Source organism: Jiangella alba (assembly GCF_900106035.1).
Taxonomy (GTDB): domain Bacteria; phylum Actinomycetota; class Actinomycetes; order Jiangellales; family Jiangellaceae; genus Jiangella; species Jiangella alba.
Genome location: NZ_FNUC01000004.1, coordinates 197,538 through 220,784 on the forward strand (window position 1 = coordinate 197,538; position 23,247 = coordinate 220,784).

Here is a 23,247-nt window from a genome sequence, read left to right on the forward strand (position 1 = left end):
GATCACGACTCGGTACCTCCACCCGCGAGCTTGACGACCTGACCGGCGCCGGCGCCCAGCGACTGGTGCAGCGTCGAACCGTTCGAGTTCTCCGGCAGCCAGACCACGCGGTCGGGCATGTCCGTCACCCGCACCGGCACGCTGACCGAGCCGGTTCCGGTGCGGACGGTGAGCCACTCGCCGTCGGCGACGCCCACCTCGGCGGCGGTGCCGGCGGAGATGCGCGCCTCGGCCTTCTTCGCCGTCGCCGCCAGGTGCGGCTCGCCGTCCTGCAGCCGGCCGCTGTCGAGCAGCAGCTTCCAGCTGGCCAGCACCGCCTCCCGCTCGCCGGGCCGCGGCGGGCCGGCGGGCGGGGTGTCGGTGGACTCGGGCCGGGCGCCGTCCCAGACGCCCAGCTCGGCGATCTCGGCGCGGACGTCGTCGACGTCGCGCAGCCCGAGCCGGATGCCCAGCTCGTCGGCGAGTGCGTCGAGCACGGCGGCGTCGCTGAGCGACGGCGTCTGCGCGAGCACCGCGGGGAACGGCCGGACCCGGCCCTCCCAGTTGAGGAACGTGCCGGCCTTCTCGACCGGCGGCGCCACCGGCAGAACGACGTCGGCCAGTTCGGTGACCTCGCTGTGCCGCACCTCGAGGCTGACGACGAAGCCGGCGGCCTCGATGGCCCGCTTCGCCGCGGCCGGGTCGGGCAGGTCGGCCAGCTCGACGCCGGCCACCAGCGCACCGGCCAGCACGCCGCTGGACAGCGCGGACAGGATGCCGGTGGTGTCGCGGCCGGGCAGCGACGGCAGCGTGTCGACGGACCAGGCGGCGGCGACGTCGACCCGGGCCTCCGGGTCGGCGACCGGCCGGCCGCCGGGCAGCAGCGTCGGCAGCGCGCCGGCCTCCAGCGCGCCGCGCTCGCCGGCCCGTCGCGGCACCCACGCCAGGCGGGCGCCGGTGACGGTGGCGACGCGGGCGGCCGCGGACAGCGCGCCCGGGATCGTCGCCAGCCGGGAGCCGACCAGGATGACGGCGCCCTTCTCGCGCAGCGCCTCGCCCAGGTAGGCGACGCGGTCGTCGCCGAGCGTGACGGCGTTGAGGATCTCCGGCTCGGTGCCCGGCGCGGCCGGCAGCAGCGTGCCGCCGGTCTTCGTCAGGCCGCGGGTCGCGAACGGCGCGATGGCGTGCACCTGCGTGCCGTTCTTCCGGTTGGCCTTGCGCAGCCGCAGGAACAGCGCGCCGGCCTCCTCCTCGGGCTCGAGCCCGACCAGCAGCACCGCCGGCGCCTTCTCGACGTCGGTGAAGGTGACGCCCAGCCCGGACCCGGCGATCGAGGCCAGGAAGCCGGTCTCCTCGGCCGAGTGCGGACGCGACCGGAAGTCGACGTCGTTGGTGTCGAGGGCGACCCGGGCGAACTTCGCGTACGCGTAGGCGTCCTCGTGCGTCAGCCGGCCGCCGGTCAGGACGCCGACGCCGCCGGCGTCGCGCGAGCGGGCCAGCCCCTGCGACGCCAGCGTCAGCGCCTCGGGCCACGACGCCGGGACCAGCTCACCGGTCTCCTCGTCGCGGACCAGCGGGTGCGTGATGCGGTCGTCGAGCGTGGGCCAGCGGAACGCGAAGCGGTCCTTGTCGGTGATCCACTCCTCGTTCACCTCGGGGTCGTCACCGGCCAGCCGGCGCATGACCGCGCCGCGGCGGTGGTCGACCCGGATCGCGCTGCCACACGCGTCGTGCTCGGCGACGGACGGGACGGACACGAGGTCGAACGGCCGGGACCGGAACCGGTAGGCCGCCGACGTCAGCGCGCCGACCGGGCAGATCTGGATGGTGTTGCCGGAGAAGTAGCTCTCGAACGGCTCCTTCTCGTAGATGCCGACCTGCTGCAGCGAGCCGCGTTCGAGCAGCTCGATGAACGGGTCGCCGGCGATCTCCTTGGAGAACCGGGTGCAGCGGGCGCACAGCACGCAGCGCTCGCGGTCCAGCAGCACCTGCGCGGAGATGTTGATCGGCTTCGGGTAGGTCCGCTTCTTGCCCTCGTAGCGGGAGTCGCCGCGGCCGTTGCTCATCGCCTGGTTCTGCAGCGGGCACTCGCCGCCCTTGTCGCAGACCGGGCAGTCGAGCGGGTGGTTGATCAGCAGGAACTCCATGATCCCCTGCTGCGCCTTGTCGGCGACCGGCGAGGAGAACTGGGTGTTGATCACCATGCCCGGAGCGACGGTGAGCGTGCAGGACGCCTGCGGCTTGGGCATGCCGCGGCCGTTGCCCATGTCGGGCACCTCGACCATGCACTGGCGGCAGGCGCCGACGGGCTCGAGCAGCGGGTGGTCGCAGAACCGCGGGATCTGGATGCCGATGAGCTCGGCGGCGCGGATGACCAGCGTGCCCTCGGGCACGCTCACCTCGAAGCCGTCGATGGTGACCGTCACCAGGTTCGGCTGCGGCTCCACGGTGTCGGACGTGGAGTTGGTCGTCACGGTCATCAGGCCTTGGCCCCCAGTTCCTGCGCGAACAGCGTCGAGGCGGCCGGGTCGAACGGGCAGCCGCCGTGCTCGAAGTGCGCGATGTACTCGTCGCGGAAGTGCTGGATGGTCGAGACCACCGGTGCCACCCCGCCGTCGGCGAGCGCGCAGAACGAGCGGCCAGCGATGTTATCGCTCATGTCCAGCAGCTTGTCCAGGTCGGCCTCGGTGCCGTCGCCCTTCTCCAGGCGTTCGAGGATCTGCACCATCCACCAGAAGCCCTCGCGGCAGGGCGTGCACTTGCCGCAGGACTCGTGCTTGTAGAACTCGATCCACCGCTCGGTGGCGCGCACGACACAGGTGGTGTCGTCGAAGATCTGCAGCGCCCGGGTGCCCAGCAGCGAGCCGGCGCCGGCCATGCCCTCGAAGTCGAGCGGGATGTCGAGGTGCTCGGCGGTGAGGACCGGCGTGGACGAACCGCCCGGCGTCCAGAACTTCAGCTCGTGACCGGCCCGGATGCCGCCGGCCATGTCGAGCAGCTCGCGCAGCGTGATGCCCAGCGGCGCCTCGTACTGGCCGGGCTTCGTGACGTGCCCGGACAGCGAGAAGATGCCGTAGCCGGGCGACTTCTCGCTGCCCATGCCGCGGAACCACTCGGCGCCGCCGGAGATGATCGACGGCACCGACGCGATGGTCTCGACGTTGTTGATGACGGTCGGCGACGCATACAGGCCGGCCACCGCCGGGAATGGCGGCTTGAGCCTCGGCTGGCCGCGCCGGCCCTCCAGCGAGTCGAGCAGCGCGGTCTCCTCGCCGCAGATGTACGCGCCGGCGCCGGCGTGCACGACGACGTCGAGGTCGACACCGGAGCCGAGGATGTCCTGGCCCAGGTAGCCGGCCTCGTACGCCTCGGCGACGGCGTTCAGCACGCGGCGGAACACGTGCAGCACCTCGCCGCGCACGTAGATGAACGCGTGCTTGGCGCCGATGGCGTAGGACGTGATGATGACGCCCTCGACCAGCACGTGCGGGTCGGCCATCATCAGCGGGATGTCCTTGCAGGTGCCCGGCTCGGACTCGTCGGCGTTCACCACGAGGTACGTGGGCTTGGGCGAGTCCTTCGGGATGAAGCTCCACTTCATCCCGGTCGGGAACCCGGCGCCGCCGCGGCCGCGCAGACCGGAGTCCTTGACGATCTCGACGATGTCCTCGGGCTTGCGCTGCAGCGCGCGGCGCAGCGCCTTGTAGCCGCCGGCCTTCTCGTAGTTGCGGCGGGTGAAGGCGTCGGACTGGTCCCAGCGGGCGGTGAGGACCGGGGTGAGAGTCGTCTGGCTCACTTGCTGCTACCTCCCAGCTCACGCTGGCCGCCCTCGGGCGCCGTCCAGCCGTTCTCGTGCGCCAGTTCCAGCCCCACGACCGAGGCCGGGCCGGCGGCGACGCCGTCGGTGGCGAGGTCGTCGGGGAACCCGGCCAGCACCCGCTCGGCCTGCTTCCAGCTGCAGATGCGCGGGCCGCGGGTGGAGCGGACCTCCTCGCCGGCCCGCAGCCGGTCGACCAGCTCGCGCGCGGACTGCGGCGTCTGGTTGTCCATGAACTCCCAGTTGACCATCATCACCGGCGCGTAGTCGCAGGCCGCGTTGCACTCGACCCGCTCGAGCGAGACCCTGCCGTCATCGGTGGTCTCGTCGTGCCCGACGCCGAGGTACTCGGAGAGGTCGTCCCAGATCGCGTCGCCGCCCATGACCGCGCACAGCGTGTTCGTGCAGACGCCGACGTGGTACTCGCCGACCGGGCGGCGCTTGTACATGGTGTAGAACGTGGCGACCGCGGCCACCTCGGCCTCGGTGATGTCGAGCACCTCGGCGCACAGCTCGATGCCCTCGGGGGTGACGTACCCCTGGTGCGCCTGCACGAGGTGCAGCATCGGCAGCAGCGCCGAGCGCGGCTCCGGGTAACGCGCGATGATCTCGGCCATCTCCGCCCGGACGGTGTCGTCGAGCGGGCCGGCCGTGGCCGGTGTGTCGTTCACGTCGGTCATCGGTCACATCCACCCATCACCGGGTCGATGCTCGCGACGGACACGATGACGTCGGCCACCATGGAACCCTCGCACATCGCCGGTACGGCCTGCAGGTTGTTGAAGGACGGGTCGCGGAAATGCACGCGCCACGGCCGCGTGCCGCCGTCGGACACCACGTGCGCGCCGAGCTCGCCGCGCGGGCTCTCGATCGGCATGTACACCTCGCCGGCCGGGACCCGGAAGCCCTCGGTGACCAGCTTGAAGTGGTGAATCAGCGCCTCCATCGACTCACCCATGATGTGCCGGATGTGGTCGAGGGAGTTGCCCATGCCGTCGCTGCCGATGGCCAGCTGCGCCGGCCACGCGATCTTCTTGTCGCCGATCATGACCGGGCCCGGCTCCAGCCGGTCCAGGCACTGCTCGACGATCTTCAGCGACTGCTTCATCTCCTCGACGCGGATGCGGAAGCGCCCGTAGGAGTCGGAGGTGTCCCAGGTGGCCACCTCGAAGTCGTACGTCTCGTAGCCGCAGTACGGCTGCGACTTGCGCAGGTCCCAGGGCAGGCCGGTGGAGCGCAGCACCGGGCCGGTGATGCCCAGCGCCATGCAGCCGGCGAGGTCGAGGTACCCGACGCCGACGGTGCGGCCCTTGAAGATCGGGTTCTCGTTGCAGAGCGCCTCGTAGTCGCCGATGTGGCTCCACATCCAGCGCAGGTACTCGCGGACGCTCTCGACCGCGCCGGGCGGGAGGTCCTGCGCGACGCCGCCGGGGCGGATGTACGCGCTGTTCATCCGCAGGCCGGTGATCAGTTCGAACAGGTCCAGAGTGCGCTCACGCTCGCGGAACCCCGCCGTCATGACGGTGAGCGCGCCCATCTCCATGCCGCCGGTCGCGAGACAGACCAGGTGCGACGAGATGCGGTTGAGCTCCATCATCATGACGCGGATGACGTTGGCGCGGTCGGGGATGTCGTCGGTGATGCCGAGCAGCTTCTCGACGCCCAGCACGTACGCGGCCTCGTTGTAGAACGGGGACAGGTAGTCCATGCGGGTCACGAACGTGACCCCCTGGGTCCACGTCCGGTACTCCATGTTCTTCTCGATGCCGGTGTGCAGGTAGCCGATGCCGCAGCGGGCCTCGGTGACGGTCTCGCCGTCCAGCTCGAGGATGAGCCGGAGCACACCGTGCGTCGACGGGTGCTGCGGGCCCATGTTGACGACGATGCGCTCTTCGCCCGCGGCGACCGCGCCCACCACGTCGGCCCAGTCCTCGCCGGTGACGGTGTAGACCGGGCCCTCGGTGGTCTCGCGGACGCCCGCGTACGGGTCGTCGGTGTCGCCGGCCGGTGTGAAGGTGACGTCCTGCTGGCTCATCAGTTGTACGCCCTCCGCTCGTCCGGCGGCGCGATGGTCGCGCCCTTGTACTCCACGGGGATGCCTCCCAGCGGGTAGTCCTTGCGCTGCGGGTGCCCCGGCCAGTCGTCCGGCATCTGGATGCGGGTCAGCGCCGGGTGGCCGTCGAAGAGGATCCCGAAGAAGTCGTACGTCTCGCGCTCGTGCCAGTTGGCCGACGGGTACGTGTGGACGATCGACGGGACGTGCGGGTCGGTCTCGGGGCAGGTGACCTCGAGGTTGACCCGGCGGTTGTGCGTGATCGAGAGCAGCTGGATGTGGACGTGCAGCTCGCGGCCGGTCTCCTCCGGGTAGTGCACGCCGTTGACGCCCATGCACATCTCGAACCGGAGCAGGGGGTCGTCGCGGAACGTCCGGGCGACGTCGGCCAGCTTCTCGCGCTTGACGAAGAAGGTGATCTGGCCGCGGTCGGCCACCACCTTCTCGAACACGTCGGCGTCGGTGCTGCCGGCCTCGGCCAGGGCGGCGGTGACGTCGTCGCCGAGCGCCTCCAGTTCCTCTGGCCAGGGCCGCGGGGTCGAGTCGCCGCGCACCGGGTTGGAGTCGCGGACCACCAGCCGGCCGTAGCCGGAGGTGTCGCCGCTGCCGCCGTAGGCGCCGAACATGCCGCGCCGGGACGGGTGCTCCGGCGGCAGCGCCGGGCCCTCCGGCTCGGCCGGGAGCGACTCGTCCTCGGGCTCCTCGGCGGCGGCCTCGTCCTCGGCCGGCGCCTCGGCCGCCTTCTGGTCCTCGGCCGGGCTGGACTCGGAGCGGGTCTGCGCGGCCTCCGCGACGTCGTCGGGGTGCTGCGTTCCGCTGGTCATGCCCTGCGCGTCGTCCGCGCTGTCGGCGGCGTCGGTCCGCTTCTCGTCGCTCACCGGAGCAGGCCCTTCATCTCGTGCGTGGCCTCGGCCCGCAGCGCCAGCTGCTCGGCGTCGGCGTCGGCCGCGACCTTGTGCGCGCCCAGCTTGGTGTGCTGGATCTGGTCGTGCAGCTTGAGGATGGCGTCGATCAGCATCTCCGGCCGCGGCGGGCAGCCCGGCAGGTAGACGTCGACGGGCACGACGTGGTCGACGCCCTGGACGATGGCGTAGTTGTTGAACATGCCGCCGGACGAGGCGCAGACGCCCATCGACAGCACCCACTTCGGGTTGGCCATCTGGTCGTAGATCTGCCGCAGCACCGGCGCCATCTTCTGGCTCACCCGGCCCGCGACGATCATCAGGTCGGCCTGCCGCGGCGAGGCGCGGAACACCTCCATGCCGAAGCGCGCGGAGTCGTGCCGGGGGCCGCCGAACGCCATCATCTCGATGGCGCAGCAGGCCAGGCCGAACGTCGCCGGCCAGACCGAGCCCTTGCGCAGGTACCCGAGCAGGTTCTCCATGGTGGCCAGCAGGACACCGGACGGCAGCTTCTCTTCAACACCCATGATTTGCCTCAGTCCCAGTCGAGCCCGCCGCGCCGCCACTCGTAGATGAACGGCACGGTGATCAGGAAGATGAACGTCACCATCGCGACGAAGCCGAAGAGCCCGAGGTGGTCGAACCGGACCGCCCACGGGTACAGGAAGATGATCTCGATGTCGAAGATGATGAAAGTCATCGCGGTCAGGTAGTACTTGACCGGGAACCGGCCGCCGCCCACCGGTTGCGGGGTCGGCTCGATGCCGCACTCGTAGGATTCCAGGCGCGCCCGGTTGAACCGCTTCGGGCCGGCCACCACGGAGAAGGCCACCGAGCCCACCGCGAAGACAGCGGCGAGCAGGATGAGCCCGAGAATCGGTGCGTAGGCGTTCACGCCGGGCCACTCCTCTGCACTGAGTTCAGCAAGACGTCCTGCATGGTGCTCCTCACGCCGCCGGGGCGAGTCGGGTCATCGCGTTGATGACGCGGTCGTACACGTCACCGTCGCGGTGGTCGGTCAGGTTGGCGAGCAGCTTCAGCGTGAACTTCATCAGCCAGGGTCGCGGCAGACCGTGGTTCCGGGCGATTCTCATGATCCGTGGGTCACCGATCAATCGGACGAAGATGCGGCCGAGCGTGAAGTAGCCACCGTGTTCGTGCTTCAGCGCCGCAGGATAGCCCTGCAGCACCCGCTCCCGCCCGGCGGCATCCCGGGAGAGCGCGTCGGCGACGACGGTGGCCGCGAGACCGGCCGCCTCCATCGCGTAGTCGATGCCTTCGCCGTTGAAGGGATTGACCATGCCGCCGGCGTCACCGACCAGGAGCAGCCCACGACTGTAGTGGGGCTGGCGGTTGAAGCCCATCGGCAACGCCGCGCTGCGGATGTCACCGACCTGGTTCTCCTCGGTGAAGCCCCATTCCGGCGGCGTCTGCGCGGCCCAGCGGCGCAGCATGTCCTTGTAGTCGACCCGCCCGAACGCCTTCGAGGTGTTCGTGATGCCGAGGCCGACGTTGCTGGTGCCGTTGCCGGTGCCGAAGATCCAGCCGTAGCCGGGCAGCAGGTCGCGCCCGCCGGCCGGGTTGTCGGCCCACAGCTCCAGCCACGACTCCATCCAGTCGTCGTCGTGGCGCGGCGTCTTGTAGTACGTGCGGACGGCGACGGCCATCGGGCGGTCGTCGCGCTTGTGGATGCCCATGGCGGTGGACAGCCGCGACGACGTGCCGTCGGCGGCGACCACCAGCGGCGCGCGGTACGTGACGGCCGCGCCGGCGGCTCGGCCGCGCTCGTCCAGCGGCTTCGCGGTGACGCCCACGATGCGCCCGGTGCGCTCGTCCAGCACCGGCGCGATGACGTTGGTGCGCTCGTGCAGCCGCGCTCCGGCCGCCGCGGCGTGCCGGGCCAGCAGCTCGTCGAAGTCGGTGCGGGTGCGGACCAGGCCGTAGTCGGGGTAGCTGGCCAGCTCGGGCCACGGCAGGTGCAGCCGCATGCCGCCGCCGATGATGCGCAGGCCGCGGTTGCGGATCCAGCCCGGCGCGCTGGTGTCGACGCCCATGCGGACCAGCTGCCGGACGGCGCGCGGCGTCAGGCCGTCGCCGCAGACCTTGTCGCGCGGGAACGACGCCTTCTCGAGAAGCAGGACGTTCAGCCCGGACCGGGCCAGGTGGTAGGCCGTGGTCGCCCCCGCCGGCCCGGCGCCGACGACGATGACGTCGGCCTCGCCGGCGGTGCGGGTCGGGGCGCTCGGTCGCGTTCGACCAGTGCGCTGGCTCATCGACGGTCCTCTTGCGTGTCACTGTCCGGTTGCTGGCGGCACGCTCGTGAATGCGTTCACGAGCGCACACTCGGACCCAAGTGTAGGGGTTCCCTGTTGTGTCACTCACCCCGGGTCACCCGCTCTGACCAGGGGATTTATGCAGCAACAACGTTGCGTAATTCAGCCCCGTCAGGTTGTCTGCAGAACCTGCTGCCCGGCGGCGTCCCAGCGGACGTAGCCGATGCCGTTGTCACCCTCCAGATACACCCTGATGGTGACCTGCCCATCCCACTGGTGATCGATGATCGCGTACCCGACGGTGACATCGGGCAGTCCGACCGCGGCGGGCGTGGCGTCGATCGCAGCAACCACCGCCGCCGGCGTCACGTCGGCCCAGGAGAAGAACACCTCCTCGTCCGACTCGTAGTCGCCCAGGTCCCGCCAAGGATCCGGCGGCAGCAGCAGCCCACCCTGGTACTCGACCGTTGCCAAGGCGCGGTGCGCCGAGTCCGCCCGCACGGTCAGCGAGGCCCGGTCGGGCCGGATCGTGAGGTCGCTCGGCTCGGTGCCGGCGGCGGCCGCCCACAGCTGCTGCAGTCCCTCGACCGTGAACAGGCCGAGCTTCACCGTGGCGATGGGCGGCAGCTCGACCTCCTCCTCGACCGGCGGCGGCACGTCGACGGCGTCGTCGGGCGGCGGCGCCTCGGCGGCCGGCGCCGGGTCCGGAGCGCTCGGGGCGTCGTCACCGACGGAGCTCAGCAGGATGGCGCCGAGGATCAGCACCACGGCGAGCGCGCCGAACAGCGCCGCCGCGGCCGCGCCGGCCAGCTTGCGCCGGGGCACGCGCACCGGCACGGCCTGGTCGCGCGGCGCCGCCGGAGCGGGCGCCGGCATGTCCTCGACCAGCGCGTCGAGGTCGGCGATCGACGTGGCCTCGTAGACCAGCGCCGTCCTGCTCTCCATGTCGGTGGCGTCGATGCGGCCCTCGGCGAACGCCTGCGAGATGGCGGCGGCGTACCGCTCGCGGTCGGCGTCGGCCGGCCGCCAGCGTCGGTCCGGGCGGCTCACGTGCCGGTCCCGTCGTCGAGCAGGTGCTGGCCGGACGCGTTCCAGGTGAGCACCGCGCTGGCGCCGTACGCGTCGGACTCGAGGTGCACGTTGATCGTCACGGTGTCGCCGTAGAACACGTCGCGCTTGATCACGATCAGCTCGACCGCGCGATCCGGCCGCTGGGCGACCTCGGCGGCCTGGGCGGCGCACGCCGCGACGACCGCGGGATCGACGTCGCCGAGGGCGAAGAACACGTCGTCCGGGTTCTCCTCGTTGACCTGCCCGCCCGGCGTGGGCTCGCTCAGCGCGCCGTCGTACTCGAGCTCGTCGTAGGTGGGCGCGCCCGGCGCCGTCCGCACCTCGAGGTCGGCCCAGTCGTCGTGCAGGTAGATGCTCTGAACGCCGGAGACCTGCCGCGCGTCCAGCGCCTCCCACAGGGCGGTCAGCTCGGCCGCGGAGAACAGGTCCACCGGTGCGGCCTCGACCTCCTCGACCGGCGGCGGCTCGGCCTCGGCCACTGCCGGCGGGTCGGCGGGCGGCGGGTCGTCGCCGCCGGAGCTCGCCGCCGCGACGCCGAGGCCGACGGCGGCCAGCAGCGCGACGCCCGCCACGGCCACGGTCACCAGCGACCGGCCCTCCGCCGTCCGGTCCGGGCCGGGCAGATCGCCGACGACGGCGTCCAGCTCGCCCATCGTCTGCGCGTAGCGGACGGTGAAGGAGCGCCGGGACAGCTCGGCATCGTCGATGCGGCCGTCGGCACGGGCGGAGTCGAGCACCGCGGTGTAGCGCCGGCGGTCGTCGTCCTCCGGCCGCCTGTTCTGCCCCCGGGCCATCCCGTCAGGGCTTCACGGCGTGGTGCAGCGCGACGATGCCACCGCTGAGGTTGCGCCAGCGCACGTCGGCCCAGCCCGCCTCGCGCAGCCACGCGGCCAGCCCGGGCTGGTCGGGCCAGGCGCGGATGGACTCGGCCAGGTACACGTACGCGTCGGGGCTGCTGGACACCCGTCGGGCGACCGGCGGCAGCGCGCGCATGAGGTACTCGACGTACACCTTGCGGAACGGCGTGAACGTCGGGTGGCTGAACTCGCACACCACGACCCGGCCGCCGGGACGGGTGACGCGCAGCAGCTCGCGCAGGCCGGCGATGGGGTCGTGCACGTTGCGCAGGCCGAAGGAGATGGTGACCGCGTCGAAGACGCCGTCGGCGAACGGCAGCCGGGTGGCGTCGCCGGCCACGAACGGGAGGTCGGCGAAGTTCTGCCGGCCGGCCCGGAGCATGCCGAGGGAGAAGTCGCAGGGCACGACGAACGCGCCGCGGGCCCGGAACGGCTCGCTGGAGGTGCCGGTGCCGGCGGCGAGGTCGAGCACCCGCTCCCCCGGCCCGACGCCGAGCGCCGCCACGACGGCCCGCCGCCAGGCGCGGTCCTGGCCGAGGGAGAGCACGTCGTTGGTGCGGTCGTACTTCTCGGCGACGTCGTCGAACATCGCCGCCACCTCGTGCGGCTGCTTGTCCAGGGAGGCGCGGGTCACGTCCGTCACTGTAGCCGGGGCCGCGCGGCCGTACTCTTGATGGTCGTGACGACGCTGCCCGCCTCCGCGCCGATGGTCGTGCGCACCACCGAGGTCCCGGACCCGGGCCCGCTGCTGGAGCTGCTGCCCGAGGACTCGCCGATGGCCTGGGTCCGGCAGGGCGAGGGCGTCGTCGGCTGGGGCCAGGCGGCGCGGTTCGACACCATCGGCGCCAACCGGTTCGTCGCGGCCGACCGCTGGTGGCGGCGCATGGTCGGCACCGCCGTCGTCCGCGACGAGGTGCGGCTGCCCGGCACCGGCCCGGTCGCGTTCGGCTCGTTCGCCTTCGACGACGTCCCCGGCTCGTCCTCGCTGGTCCTCCCGGACACCGTCGTCGGGCACCGGTCCGGGCGCTGGTGGGTCACCACCATCGACGTCACCGGCAACCTGCCCGGCGGTGCGGCGCTGCCGGCGGTCTCGCCCGCGCGGCGGCCGGTCGACGTCACCTACGCCGACGGCTCGCGGTCGGGCACCGAGTGGGAGGGCATCGTCGCCGAGGCCGTGCGCCGCATCGTCGCCGGCGACCTGGAGAAGGTGGTGCTCGCGCGCGACCTCATCGCCGAGAGCCCGGCGCCCATCGACATCCGCTGGCCGTTGCAGCGGCTCTCGGACGGCTACCCGCACTGCTGGACGTTCAGTGTCGACGGCATGATCGGCGCGACGCCCGAGCTGCTGGTGCGGCGCGAGCGCGGCCTCGTCACGTCCCGCGTCCTCGCCGGCACCATCCGCCGCACCGGCGACGACGAGCACGACCTCGCGCTGGCGGCCTCGCTGGCGCGGTCCAGCAAGGACCTCGAGGAGCACGAGTACGCCGTGCGCTCCGTCGCCGACGCGCTGGCGCCGTTCTGCTCCAGCATGAACGTGCCCGAGTCGCCGTTCGTGCTGCACCTGCCCAACGTCATGCACCTGGCGACGGACCTCGCCGGCGTCTCCGACTCCGACGCGTCGTCGCTCGCCCTGGCCGCCGCCCTGCACCCGTCCGCGGCCGTCGGCGGCACCCCCACGGCGGTCGCGCTGGAGCTCATCCGCGAGATCGAAGGGCTGGACCGCGCCCGCTACGCCGGCCCCGTCGGCTGGATGGACGCCCGCGGCGACGGCGAGTGGGGCATCGCGCTGCGCTCCGCCGAGGTCTCCGACTCCCGGCTGCGCCTCTTCGCCGGCTGCGGCATCGTCGCCGGTTCCGACCCGGCCGCGGAGCTCGCCGAGAGCGTCGCCAAGCTCGTCCCCATGCGCGACGCGCTCTCCTCCTGACCCCTCGGGAGGCCTCCCCCGGGGAGTGTGTTTCGCGGGGGTGACTTGAGCGCCAACTGTTGACGCTCAAGTCACCCGGCCGAGGCGAACACCCCGTCCCGGCCGGCCGGGACGGCGTCAGGCGAGGGCGGCGTCGACGGCGGCGCGGACGCGGGCATGCAGGTCGCGCAGCGCGGCCCGGGCGACCGGCAGCTCCAGCACGCTGCGTCCCCTCACCGGCTCGGCCAGCGCGGAGGCCAGCGCCGCCGCGTCCGTCAGCCGGCGGTGCGGCACTCCGTAGCCCGCGCACAGCGCTGCGAGGTCGGCGCCGTGCGGGGTGCCGAAGACCCGCTCGAAGCGGTCGGCGTGCACGGGGTCGCCGTGTTCGAGCAGCGCGAAGATGCCGCCGCCGTCGTCGTTGACGACGACGATCTGCAGGTCGGGGTGGTCCTCCAGCGGGCCGACCAGCAGGCCGCCGGCATCGTGCAGGAAGGTGAGGTCGCCGACGAGGGCGCGGACGGGAGCGCCCGTCCCCAGCGCGACCCCGGTCGCGGTCGAGAGGGTGCCGTCGATGCCGGCCAGGCCGCGGTTGGCCAGCACCGGGCCGGCGTCGTCGTCGAGCAGGGGCGCCGCGGCGAGGTCGAGGTCGCGGATCGGGTTGGACGAGCCGGCCACCAGCGCCTCGCCCGGCCGGCGCGCCGCCCACACCAGCGCGGCCACCGCGGGCCCGGTGAGCGGCCCGGCCGCGAGCACGGCGTCGACGGCGTCCTGGGCGACCTTCCCGGCGCGCTGCCAGGACGCCAGCCACTCGTCGTCGCCGGAACCCGGTGCGGCGGCGACGGCCGGCAGCACCCGCGCCGCCCGCCGTCCGGCGTCGAACCAGTCCGGCGCGGACCCGGCCACGACGACCACCTCGGCGCGGTCGCCCGCCAGCAGCGCGCTGACCGGCCGCGACAGCGTCGCGCGCCCGAACACGACCACCCGCTCGACCCGGCCGCCGAGCTCGGGCCGGTCGAGCAGCAGGCGGTACGGCCCGACGGCGTGCGGGCCGGACCGCGCGCCCGACGACGGCTCGGCCAGCAGCGGGACGCCGGCCGCCTCGGCGTACGCCAGCGCGGCGGACCCGGCGCCGTCACCCGCCACGACCACCGTGCGCGGGCCGTCGTCCAGCAGCACCGGCTCGGCGGGCCCGGCACCGGCCGCGACGCCCAGCGCGCCGTCGGACGACACCGGCCACCCGGAGTCGGCGTCGGGCACCAGCGGCTCGCGGTAGGCGAGGTCGAGGTGGACGGGGCCGGGGTCGCCCGAGCGGGTCCCCACGGCCGCCGCGAGGGCGCGGGCCAGCAGCGCCCGCAGGTCGCCGTCCTCACCAGGCCGTCCGTACGGCGCGGGCACGTCGGCGAAGAACCGGACGGCGGACCCGAACAGCCGCACCTGGTCGGTGGTCTGGTTCGCGCCGGTCCCCCGCAGCTCGTGCGGCCGGTCGGCCGTCAGCAGCAGCAGCGGCACCCCGGCGTGCGAGGCCTCCAGGACGGCCGGGTGCAGGTTCGCCGCCGCCGTCCCCGACGTCGTCACCACGGCGACCGGCCCAGCCACCCGGGCCAGCCCGAGCGCCGTGAACGCCGCGGCCCGCTCGTCGACGCGGACGTGCAGCCGCAGGTCGCCGCGCGCGGACGCCGTCGCCAGGGCATGGGCCAGCGGCGCCGACCGCGAGCCGGGCGCCAGCACGACGTGCCGGACGCCGGCCCGGACCAGCTCGGTGACCAGCGTGCGGGCCGCCCACGTCGAGGGGTTCACGGTGTCGATTCTGCCCTGCGGCCGCGCCACGCCCGCTGCTTGGCCCGGTTGCCGCAGACCTGCATGGAGCACCACTTACCCGACCGCGCCCGCGACTCGTCGTAGAACGCCCACTGGCAGGTGTCGTTGACGCACACCTTGAGCCGCGCCCACGTGCCGTCCGCCATCGCGTCGCCGACCAGCGCGAGCAGCCCGCCGAGCGCGCCGTCGACCCCGTCGGCGGCCGGGCGGGGGCGCCAGCCGTCGCGGGCGGTGAGGGTCGCGGTCAGCCGGGCGCGTCCGGCGGCGTCGTTGAGGACGGCGAGCGCGGCGGCCGGGATGGGGTCGCCGCCGTGGTTGGCGGCCAGGGTCTGCCGCAGCGCCTCGCGGACGGCGACCGCGCGGGCGAGGTCGTCGCGGCCGGGCGCGTCGCCGGTGTCGCCGGACAGCAGGTCCGCGGCGCCGAGCCACGCGACGAGGGCGCCCGGTGAGGTCAGCGCGTCGGACCCGGTCTCGACGTCGAGCGTGTTGACGAAGCGCCGGACGGTCTCGAGCCGGCCGGGCGCCGGCGTGCTGGCTCCGGACATGCCACCGAGCATAACCCTCTTGCGGTCGTCATTGGTTATTCCCTAACCTCTGAACTCATGACAACGGTTACGGAGAGCCGGCGCGCCTGGGACAGCCGCGACTTCCGCCGGCTCTGGACCGGCTCGGCGGTGTCGACGTTCGGGTCCGAGGTCGCCGAACTGGCCGTGCCGCTGCTGGCGATCGGCGTGCTGGCCGCCACGCCGGGCGAGCTGGGCGCGTTGCGGACCGCCCAGTTCCTGCCGTTCCTGCTGGCCACCCTGCCGCTGGGACTGCTGGTCGACCGGCGACGCCGGCTCCCGCTCATGATCGGCGCCGATGTCGGCCGGTTCGGCCTGATCCTGGTCATCCCGCTGGCCGTGTGGGCGGGGGTCGCCGGGATCGAGCTGCTGTACGTCGTCATGTTCCTGGCCGGCGTCCTGACGGTGCTGTACCAGGTCGCGGACTTCGCGTTCGTGCCCGAGGTCGTGACGCCGCACCAGCTGGTCGACGCGAACGGGAAGCTGGCGGCGGCGCAGTCGGCGAACGAGATCGGCGCCCGCGGCTTCGGCGGCCTGCTCGTCCAGGCGGCCTCCGCACCGGTCGCGATGCTGGTCAACGCCGTCGCGTACCTGGTGTCGGCGCTCAGCCTGCGCGGCATCGCCGTCGTCGAGACCGCCCGCCCGGCGGCGTCCGCGCGGCCGTCGTGGGCGGAGGTGACCGCCGGGCTGCGCGAGGCGTTGCGCAACCGGTTCATCCGGGCGCTGCTCGGCGAGGCCACCACGTTCAACCTGTTCAACGAGGTGTTCATCCTCGGGCTGATGCTCTTCACGGTGCGCGAGGCCGGGCTCAGCCCGGTGCAGCTCGGCATCGTGTTCACCGCCGGCGGCGTCGGCTCCTTCCTCGGCGCCTGGTTCGGCGCGCGCGTGACGGGACGGTTCGGCTACGGCCGGGTGCTGCTGATCACGCTGCTCCTCGGCAACACCGCGCCGGTGCTGGTCGCACTGGCCGGCACGGACGCCGTCGAGACCATGAGCCTGTTCTGCGCGGTGTTCGTGGTGATGGGCGTCGGCATCGGGATCGCCAACGTGCACGCGGTGACGCTGCGGCAGGCGGCGCTGCCGGAGCGGCTGCGCGGCCGGGTCAACGCCGCGTACCGGCTGATCTCGTGGGGCGCCATCCCGGTCGGCGCGTCGCTGGGCGGGCTGCTGGCCGGGCTCACCGACGGGCGCACGGCGATGGTCACCGGCGCCTGCGGCATGGTGCTCGCGACGCTGTGGGTGGCGTTCTCACCGGTGCGCCGGCTGGCCTCGATCGACGAGGCCACCCGGCTCTCGCGCGCGAGCTGACGGCGTCAGGTCTGCGGCTGGCCGGCCGGCGGCGTCTCACCCTCGGGCAGCTTGCGCAGCCAGGTGAAACCGGTGTTGCTGCCCTGACAGGTCTGCAGGATGATGTCGCAGTCGTCGCCGCAGGTCCAGTTCGACGCCGAGCCGAGCGCCGAGCCGCGGCCCTGCGCGATGACGCGGTCGACCACCTCGTACAGCCCGGTGAACTCACCCTCCATCTGGACCACGGTGCCTTCGGGGATGGAGTTCCACCACGAGTTGCCGAGGTAGTCGTGGGCCACGACGAACGTGCCCGACTCGACCGGCGTGTAGTGGCAGCCCACGCCGTTGCCGAGGTTGTCGATGTCGACGTCGTCGTCGCAGGTCTCGACCGGGATGGTGCGGACGTCGTCGCCGATGGCGAGCGCCTCTTCGCTGACGACGGCGCCGAACCGGCTGCCGCCGGGGTAGCTGAACCGGAACCGGGCGGTGTGCTCGGCGGTGGCCTCGGCGACCGCCGTGCCCTCGGCCGTCGTGGCGACGGCGGACACCGGCGCCCACTCCGCGCCGTCGGACTGCTGCTCGAGCCCGATCTCGCCGAGGATCGGGACGCCGCCCTCGGTGGTCCACGCGGCGGTGACGCCCACGCCGTCGTCGGACTTCTCGGCGGTGGCGGTGATGCGCGACACCAGCGGCGCGCCGGCGGTGATGACGACCTCGTGCGACTCGACCGCCTCGACCTCGGGGCCGCCGCCGTACGCGAGCCGGTAGATGCTCGACGACTGCACCTGCACCTCGACCTCGCCGGCGCCGTTCTCGACCGGGACCGTGGTGACGGTGGTCCAGGAGTTGCCCTCGATGCGCTGGAGGTCGACCTCGCCGCTGATGGCCTCGCCGGACGGCGTGATCCAGCTGACGCTGAACGCGACCGACGCGCCGGGACGGGCCTCGGCGGGGGCGGTCAGGACCAGTGGGAGATCGTCGGCCGCGGCCGGCGCCTCGGCGGCGATGGCGCCCGCCACCTGCTCGGGCGCCGGCGATGCCGCCGCCTGGACGATGCTCGCCTCGGGGCCGCTCCCGCCGGCCACCGAATCGTCGTCGTTGGTGGCGCCGAGGATGGCGAACACCGCCGCCACGACGAGGGCCAGGACGCCGGTGACGGCGAGCACGCGGTACTTCATGCCTCTATTTTCCATGATCACGGGCGCATGTCGGCCCCGACCCGTTCCTCCCACACCCCTGAGACGACCGAATCGGGCCGTTCGTTCCCTCGTTCTCAGGGGATCGTCACCGCTTCGCTCACCATCGCGACGAGGTTCCGGGCGTAGCCCACCCGCTCGGCGAGGTTGCCGGCGTAGACCACGAGCACGTGGTCGTCCAGGGCGACCACGCGGTGGACCCACTGCCAGCCCTGGTCGTCGATCACCGCCTCGACGCCGGCGTGCCCCGCGATGTCGCTCGGCTCGGAGCTCTCGACCGTCCCGCCGAGCTCCTCGGCCCGCAGGGCCAGCGCGTCCTCGGGGCCGAACCCGCCGGGCGCGGCGTCGACGACGATCACCCCCGAGGACGTGTTCCAGTCGTTGTACACGCGGGCCGACGTGGCCGCGCCGCCGGCGTCGGCCAGGTACCACGACCGCGGCTCGACCTCGGACCGGAACGGCGCGACGATGCCGCTGGGTTCGTCGGTGAGGTACACCCAGTCGACGGCCGAGCGGACGTCCAGCGAGAGGGTGAGCCGGGCGAACTCGGACTCCAGCCGCTCGCGGTCGTCCTCGGGCCCGCCGACGAAACCGGCCCAGACGTCGCCGGCCTCGTTCACCACGACAATGCGGAACAGCATGACCTCGTCGTCGCCGTGCACGATCTCGCCGTCGGCGGCCAGCGCCTGAGTGACCTCGGCCGGCTCGATCGACACCACGCTGCCCTCGACGCTGCTGGCCAGCAGGGCGGCCAGCTTGGCGAAGTCGTCACCGTCGGCGTAGGCGTCGATCAGCTCGTAGCCGATGACGCCGGCGGCGTGTTCGAACACGTGGCCGCGCGACGTGGTCGTGCCGTCCTGGCCGGGAAGGGCGTTCTCGAACGGTGTCGCGCCTTCGGGCAGGGCGGTGCTCGTGTAGCCCTTCGCGTCGTCGAACGTCACCCAGTCGAACAGCACGCCGGTGCCCGGGCTGCGGACGACGGGCGGCGGGACGAAGCTGTCCCTCGACCCCGCGATGTCGATGGTGGGCGTCGGCGTGCCCGCGACCGCCGCGGGGTCGGCGCCGCCGCCGCAGGCCGTCGCCGCCAGCACGACCAGCAGGGCTGCAGGAACCCACCGCATACGTCCCCCCGAACACTGTGCGGCGCGCCGGGTCGGCGACCCTGGTCGGCATCCGAGCGGGACCCTATCGGAGTGCTCGGACTCATGCACCGGCTAGCGTGATCACGGTGACGACCGCACCGTTCGACCCGTCCCGCTGGCGCACCGTCGAGGGATTCGAGTTCACCGACATCACGTACCACCGCCAGGTCGAGGACGGGCGCGACCGCGGCACCGTCCGCGTCGCGTTCGACCGGCCCGAGGTGCGCAACGCGTTCCGCCCGCACACCGTCGACGAGCTGTTCCGCGCGCTCGACCACGCCCGTATGACCCCCGACGTCGGGTGCGTGCTGCTGACCGGCAACGGCCCTTCGCCGAAGGACGGCGGCTGGGCCTTCTGCTCCGGCGGCGACCAGCGCATCCGCGGCCGGTCCGGCTACCAGTACGCCAGCGGCGAGACCGCCGAGACCGTCGACGCCGCACGGGCGGGGCGGCTGCACATCCTCGAGGTGCAGCGGCTGATCCGGTTCATGCCGAAGGTGGTCATCGCGGTCGTGCCCGGCTGGGCGGCCGGCGGCGGCCACAGCCTGCACGTCGTCAGCGACCTCACCCTGGCCAGCGCCGAGCACGCCCGGTTCAAGCAGACCGACGCCGACGTCGGTTCCTTCGACGGCGGCTACGGGTCGGCCTACCTCGCCCGTCAGGTCGGCCAGAAGTTCGCCCGCGAGATCTTCTTCCTCGGCGACGAGTACTCGGCCGAGGACGCCCACCGCATGGGCATGGTCAACGCGGTCGTGCCGCACGCCTCGCTGGAGGACGTGGCCCTGGAGTGGGCGGCGAAGATCAACGCCAAGAGCCCGACGGCGCAGCGCATGCTCAAGTTCGCCTTCAACGCCGTCGACGACGGCATGGTCGGCCAGCAGGTCTTCGCCGGCGAGGCGACGCGGCTCGCCTACATGACCGACGAGGCCGTCGAGGGCCGCGACGCGTTCCTGGAGAAGCGCGACCCCGACTGGTCGCCGTTCCCCTGGTACTTCTAAGCCGTAGTCGTTTCCGCCGTTCAGAGGCTGCCGAGTGTCGGCCAACCAGGTCTGCGGCCCGCGAAATGGGCCACACGCGTCCAGGACTCGCCGTGGCGTCTTCGGCGTGGGAGCTTGGCCCAGTGGTGACCATCGGAATGGCTAGCCACGGCCACGCCGCCCAGAGGGTTCCGATGGTCACCACTGGGCCAACTACGTGCTGGGTGCTGTGCTAGTCTTGCAGTGCTGGGCTGGCCGGGAGGCCCTGGTCCACCCTTTAGGCGGGGATATCCCCCGCCTAATTGTGTTTCTGGGAGTGCTGGTGCGGGAGCTCAGCATCTTCATCGACGAGTCCGGCGACTTCGGCCCCCTGCAGAGGCACTCGCCGTTCTACATTTTGAGCCTCGTCTTCCACGACCAGAGTGACGACATCACCCGTCACCTCGACAAGATCCACCAAGCACTCCTGGTGCGCGGACTGTCAGCGGACCATGCGATTCACACGGCACCACTCATCCGTCGGGAACACGACTATCGCTGGCTGGACCTGCCGGCTCGTCGATCCATCTTTCGCGTCTTGGTCGACTTCGTCCGCACATGCGACGTGACCCAGCACTCCCAGGTGTTCAGCAAACGGGACCACGGCGACACCGACCAACTCGTGAGCGCGATGTCGCGCGAGCTCGGCGCATTGATCCGCGCGAACCACCAGTACTTCGGCTCATGGGATCGGGTCGTCATCTACTACGACAACGGGCAGAAAGAGATCACGAACCTCGTCAACAGCGTCTTCAACGCCCACCTGACGAACGTCGAGGTTCGGAAGGTCATCCCATCGGACTACAGCCTGTTCCAGGCTGCTGACCTCTGCTGCACCCTGGCGCTGCTGCGCAAGAAGATCGAGGCGGACGGTCTGTCCAGCTCCGAGAGAGACTTCTTCTCCACCTCGAAGGACAGCGCCGAGCGCGCCCTGAAGAAGGGTTACTTCAAGACGATGGACCGCATGAAGTTCGGAGATTGACCGGCGGACGACCCGAGCCATCGACTGGGACCGGCGGGGCGACATCTAGGGTGGTGGGGCGATGCAGAAGCCCACCCGCTCCCTCATCACCGTCGAGGTGCCGCTGCGGCCCGCCGTGGTGCCGCGGCTGCTGCCCGCCGTCGCGGGGGCGATGGCCGGGGGCGATGCGCTGTTGCCGCTGCCGTCGTCGCCGGCGGCGGTGCGCGACGAGCTGGTCGCGGAGTTCGCGCCACACCGCGCGCTGGAGCCGGACGTCGCGTTCATCGTGCCGACGTCGGGGTCGACGGGGCGGCCGAAGGGTGCGCTGCTGAGCGCCACCGCCGTCCGGGCGTCGGCCGAGGCGACGCTGGAGCGGCTCGGCGGGCCCGGCCGCTGGCTGCTCGCGCTGCCGGCCACCCACATCGCCGGGCTCATGGTGCTGGCCCGGTCGGTCGTCGCGGGGACGGAGCCGGTGGCGGCCGACCTCAGCGGCGGCTTCGACCCCGAGCTGTTCGCCGCCGCCAGCGTCCAGGTCTTCGCCGGCGGCGGACGCCGGTACACCGCGCTGGTGCCGCGCCAGCTCAGCCAGCTGCTCGACGTCGGCGGGGCGCCGCTGGCCGCGCTGACGGGCTACCACGGCGTGCTGGTCGGCGGCGCCGCGGCCGACGACGCGCTGCTCGACCGCGCCCGCAAGGCCGGCGTCGAGGTCGTCACCACGTACGGCATGACGGAGACCTGCGGCGGCTGCGTCTACGACGGTGTCCCGCTGGACGGCGTGCGGGTCGAGCTGGCCGCCGGCGGTCGCATCCGGCTGGCCGGCCCCATACTGGCCCACGGCTACCGCCTGCGCCCCGACCTCGCGCACGTGTTCGCCGACGGCGCTTTCACCACGTCCGACCTGGGTGAGGTCGACGACGACGGACGGCTCACCGTGCGAGGACGGGCCGACGACGTCGCGGTGTCGGGCGGCGAGAACGTCCCGCTGGGCGCCGTCGACCTCGCCGTCGCGTCGCACCCCGACGTCGCCGAGGCGCTCAGCATCGCCGTCCCCGACACCGAGTGGGGCGAGCGGGTCGTCGTTGCCGTCGTGCCCGCCGACGCCGCTCGACCCCCGTCGCTCGACGACATCCGCGCCCACGTCCGCGAGCGACACCCCGTCGCCTACGCACCCAAGGAGCTGCACGTGCTCGATGCGCTGCCCACCCTGCCGGGCGGGAAGACCGATCGCCGCGCGCTCGCGGCCCGGCTGGGACTGGCGGACGCCTGATGGCCACGCTCGGTCAGTGGGTCGAGGGCGCCCGCCCGCGGACCCTGCCGGCCGCCGTCGCCCCGGTGCTGGTGGGCACGGGCGCGGCGGCGGCCGCCGACGCGGCGCACCTGGGCAAGGCGCTGCTGGCGCTGGTGGTCGCGCTGGCGCTGCAGATCGGCGTCAACTACGCGAACGACTACTCCGACGGCATCCGCGGCACCGACGAGCACCGGGTGGGGCCGTTCCGGCTGGTCGGGTCCGGTGCGGCGCGGCCGGCGGCGGTGAAGGCGGCGGCGCTGTGGAGCTTCGTCGCGGCCGGGGTGACCGGCGCCGTTCTGGTGGCGTGGTCGGGGCACTGGTGGCTGTTCGCCGTCGGCGCGCTCGCCATCGCGGCGGCCTGGTACTACACCGGCGGCCGCAACCCGTACGGCTACCGCGGGCTCGGCGAGATCTCGGTGTTCGTGTTCTTCGGGCTGGTGGCCGTCGCCGGGACGACGTACGTGCAGGCCGACCGGCTGACGTGGACGTCGCTGGTGTCGGCGGTGGCGATCGGCTGCCTGGCGTGCGCGCTGCTGCTGGTCAACAACATCCGCGACATCGGCACCGACACGGTGAGCGGCAAGCGGACGCTGGCGGTGACGCTCGGCGAGCAGCGCAGCCGCATGCTCTACGTGCTGCTGATGACGGCGCCGTTCCTCATCGTGGCGGCGCTGGCCGTCACCGGACTGCCGTGGGGCGCCCTCACGCTGCTGTGCGCCCCACTGGCCGTGGTGACCGCCCGGCCGGTGGTCCTGCGGGCGACGGGCCGGGACCTCATTCCGGTGCTCAAGCGGACCGGCATGACCGAACTGGCCTTCGCGGTGCTGCTGACCGTCGGCCTGGCGGTGGGCTGAGGGGTTCGCCCACGCGCCGGGCCGGTGTCGACTTGGCGAGCTCCGACGGGTTCGCTGATGTCACTCGGGGCCGGGCCGGTGTCGACTCGGCGAGCTCCGACGGGTTCGCTGATGTCACTCGGGGCCGGGCCGGTGTCGACTCGGCGAGCTCCGACGGGTTCGCTGATGTCACTCGGGGCCGGGCCGGTGTCGACTCGGCGAGCTCCGACGGGTTCGCTGATGTCACTCGGGGCCGGGCCGGGTCGGGGTCGGGCGGGACCGCTGGCG

Annotated in this window: 21 protein-coding genes; 6 read left to right on the top strand and 15 right to left on the bottom strand. The window is 72.7% G+C overall.

Annotation, left to right across the window (positions count from 1 at the left end):
* Positions 1–2: 2 nt before the first annotated feature.
* From BLV02_RS18700 to BLV02_RS18750, 11 genes are all read right to left on the bottom strand, one after another.
* A complete protein-coding gene (locus tag BLV02_RS18700; protein ID WP_069114887.1) occupies positions 3–2,459 on the bottom strand; it encodes an NADH-quinone oxidoreductase subunit G in 2,457 nt (818 codons plus the stop codon).
* Entirely contained in the window at positions 2,459–3,775 is a 1,317-nt protein-coding gene (gene nuoF, locus BLV02_RS18705) for an NADH-quinone oxidoreductase subunit NuoF (protein WP_069114888.1), read from the bottom strand. The genes BLV02_RS18700 and nuoF overlap by 1 nt, the downstream gene beginning before the upstream one ends.
* Positions 3,772–4,476, bottom strand: a complete 705-nt coding sequence (gene nuoE / locus BLV02_RS18710) for an NADH-quinone oxidoreductase subunit NuoE (protein WP_074946520.1) — start codon at positions 4,474–4,476, stop codon at positions 3,772–3,774. Before nuoE ends, nuoF begins: the two co-directional genes overlap by 4 nt.
* Entirely contained in the window at positions 4,473–5,831 is a 1,359-nt protein-coding gene (locus BLV02_RS18715) for an NADH-quinone oxidoreductase subunit D (protein WP_069114889.1), read from the bottom strand. The genes nuoE and BLV02_RS18715 overlap by 4 nt, the downstream gene beginning before the upstream one ends.
* Complete coding sequence (locus tag BLV02_RS18720; RefSeq protein WP_083289215.1) at positions 5,831–6,673, bottom strand: NADH-quinone oxidoreductase subunit C; 843 nt, start codon at positions 6,671–6,673, stop codon at positions 5,831–5,833. The genes BLV02_RS18715 and BLV02_RS18720 overlap by 1 nt, the downstream gene beginning before the upstream one ends.
* A 50-nt stretch (positions 6,674–6,723) precedes the next feature.
* Complete coding sequence (locus tag BLV02_RS18725) at positions 6,724–7,278, bottom strand: NuoB/complex I 20 kDa subunit family protein (RefSeq protein ID WP_069114890.1); 555 nt, start codon at positions 7,276–7,278, stop codon at positions 6,724–6,726.
* Positions 7,279–7,286: 8 nt separating this feature from the next.
* Positions 7,287–7,646 (bottom strand): NADH-quinone oxidoreductase subunit A, encoded by a 360-nt coding sequence (locus BLV02_RS18730; RefSeq protein ID WP_069114891.1) that lies wholly within the window; start codon positions 7,644–7,646, stop codon positions 7,287–7,289.
* 52 nt (positions 7,647–7,698) lie between these two features.
* A complete protein-coding gene (locus BLV02_RS18735) occupies positions 7,699–9,024 on the bottom strand; it encodes a geranylgeranyl reductase family protein (RefSeq protein ID WP_069114892.1) in 1,326 nt (441 codons plus the stop codon).
* A 171-nt stretch (positions 9,025–9,195) separates the two neighbouring features.
* The gene (locus BLV02_RS35745; protein WP_069114893.1) at positions 9,196–10,074 is read right to left on the bottom strand and encodes a DUF1707 SHOCT-like domain-containing protein; all 879 of its coding nucleotides are present in this window, start codon (positions 10,072–10,074) and stop codon (positions 9,196–9,198) included.
* Positions 10,071–10,889, bottom strand: coding sequence for a DUF1707 SHOCT-like domain-containing protein (locus BLV02_RS18745; protein WP_069114894.1), 819 nt, complete (start codon positions 10,887–10,889; stop codon positions 10,071–10,073). The genes BLV02_RS35745 and BLV02_RS18745 overlap by 4 nt, the downstream gene beginning before the upstream one ends.
* Positions 10,890–10,893: 4 nt before the next feature.
* A complete protein-coding gene (locus tag BLV02_RS18750; RefSeq protein ID WP_069114943.1) occupies positions 10,894–11,586 on the bottom strand; it encodes a demethylmenaquinone methyltransferase in 693 nt (230 codons plus the stop codon).
* 39 nt (positions 11,587–11,625) lie between these two features.
* Between BLV02_RS18750 and BLV02_RS18755 the strand changes: the two genes are divergently transcribed.
* On the top strand, positions 11,626–12,876 hold the full coding sequence (locus BLV02_RS18755; RefSeq protein WP_069114895.1) for an isochorismate synthase: 1,251 nt from the start codon (positions 11,626–11,628) through the stop codon (positions 12,874–12,876).
* Positions 12,877–12,993: 117 nt separating this feature from the next.
* On the opposite strand, the gene menD is transcribed toward BLV02_RS18755, so the two are convergent.
* Complete coding sequence (gene menD / locus BLV02_RS18760; RefSeq protein WP_074946522.1) at positions 12,994–14,652, bottom strand: 2-succinyl-5-enolpyruvyl-6-hydroxy-3-cyclohexene-1-carboxylic-acid synthase; 1,659 nt, start codon at positions 14,650–14,652, stop codon at positions 12,994–12,996.
* Positions 14,649–15,218, bottom strand: a complete 570-nt coding sequence (locus BLV02_RS18765) for a CGNR zinc finger domain-containing protein (protein WP_069114944.1) — start codon at positions 15,216–15,218, stop codon at positions 14,649–14,651. Before BLV02_RS18765 ends, menD begins: the two co-directional genes overlap by 4 nt.
* 57 nt (positions 15,219–15,275) lie before the next feature.
* On the opposite strand from BLV02_RS18765, the gene BLV02_RS18770 reads away from it, so the two are divergent.
* Positions 15,276–16,544, top strand: coding sequence for an MFS transporter (locus BLV02_RS18770; RefSeq protein ID WP_069114896.1), 1,269 nt, complete (start codon positions 15,276–15,278; stop codon positions 16,542–16,544).
* Between the two features lie 5 nt (positions 16,545–16,549).
* On the opposite strand, the gene BLV02_RS18775 is transcribed toward BLV02_RS18770, so the two are convergent.
* Both BLV02_RS18775 and BLV02_RS18780 read right to left on the bottom strand, forming a co-directional pair.
* Positions 16,550–17,701: a hypothetical protein gene (locus tag BLV02_RS18775; RefSeq protein ID WP_069114897.1), complete on the bottom strand. Its 1,152-nt coding sequence runs from the start codon at positions 17,699–17,701 to the stop codon at positions 16,550–16,552.
* A 95-nt stretch (positions 17,702–17,796) separates the two neighbouring features.
* Positions 17,797–18,840 carry a hypothetical protein gene (locus BLV02_RS18780; RefSeq protein WP_069114898.1) on the bottom strand — a complete coding sequence of 348 codons (1,044 nt, stop codon included), beginning with the start codon at positions 18,838–18,840 and terminating at the stop codon, positions 17,797–17,799.
* 107 nt (positions 18,841–18,947) lie between these two features.
* Here BLV02_RS18780 and BLV02_RS18785 point away from each other — a divergent pair, with 107 nt between their 5' ends.
* The 4 genes from BLV02_RS18785 (at position 18,948) to BLV02_RS18800 (ending at position 22,980) form a co-directional block, all read left to right on the top strand.
* Complete coding sequence (locus BLV02_RS18785) at positions 18,948–19,859, top strand: 1,4-dihydroxy-2-naphthoyl-CoA synthase (protein ID WP_069114945.1); 912 nt, start codon at positions 18,948–18,950, stop codon at positions 19,857–19,859.
* Between the two features lie 301 nt (positions 19,860–20,160).
* Positions 20,161–20,859: a DUF3800 domain-containing protein gene (locus BLV02_RS18790; protein WP_069114946.1), complete on the top strand. Its 699-nt coding sequence runs from the start codon at positions 20,161–20,163 to the stop codon at positions 20,857–20,859.
* 61 nt (positions 20,860–20,920) lie between these two features.
* On the top strand, positions 20,921–22,105 hold the full coding sequence (menE, locus tag BLV02_RS18795; protein ID WP_069114899.1) for an o-succinylbenzoate--CoA ligase: 1,185 nt from the start codon (positions 20,921–20,923) through the stop codon (positions 22,103–22,105).
* Positions 22,105–22,980 carry a 1,4-dihydroxy-2-naphthoate polyprenyltransferase gene (locus tag BLV02_RS18800; RefSeq protein ID WP_069114900.1) on the top strand — a complete coding sequence of 292 codons (876 nt, stop codon included), beginning with the start codon at positions 22,105–22,107 and terminating at the stop codon, positions 22,978–22,980. Before menE ends, BLV02_RS18800 begins: the two co-directional genes overlap by 1 nt.
* The last annotated feature ends 267 nt before the right edge of the window (positions 22,981–23,247 follow it).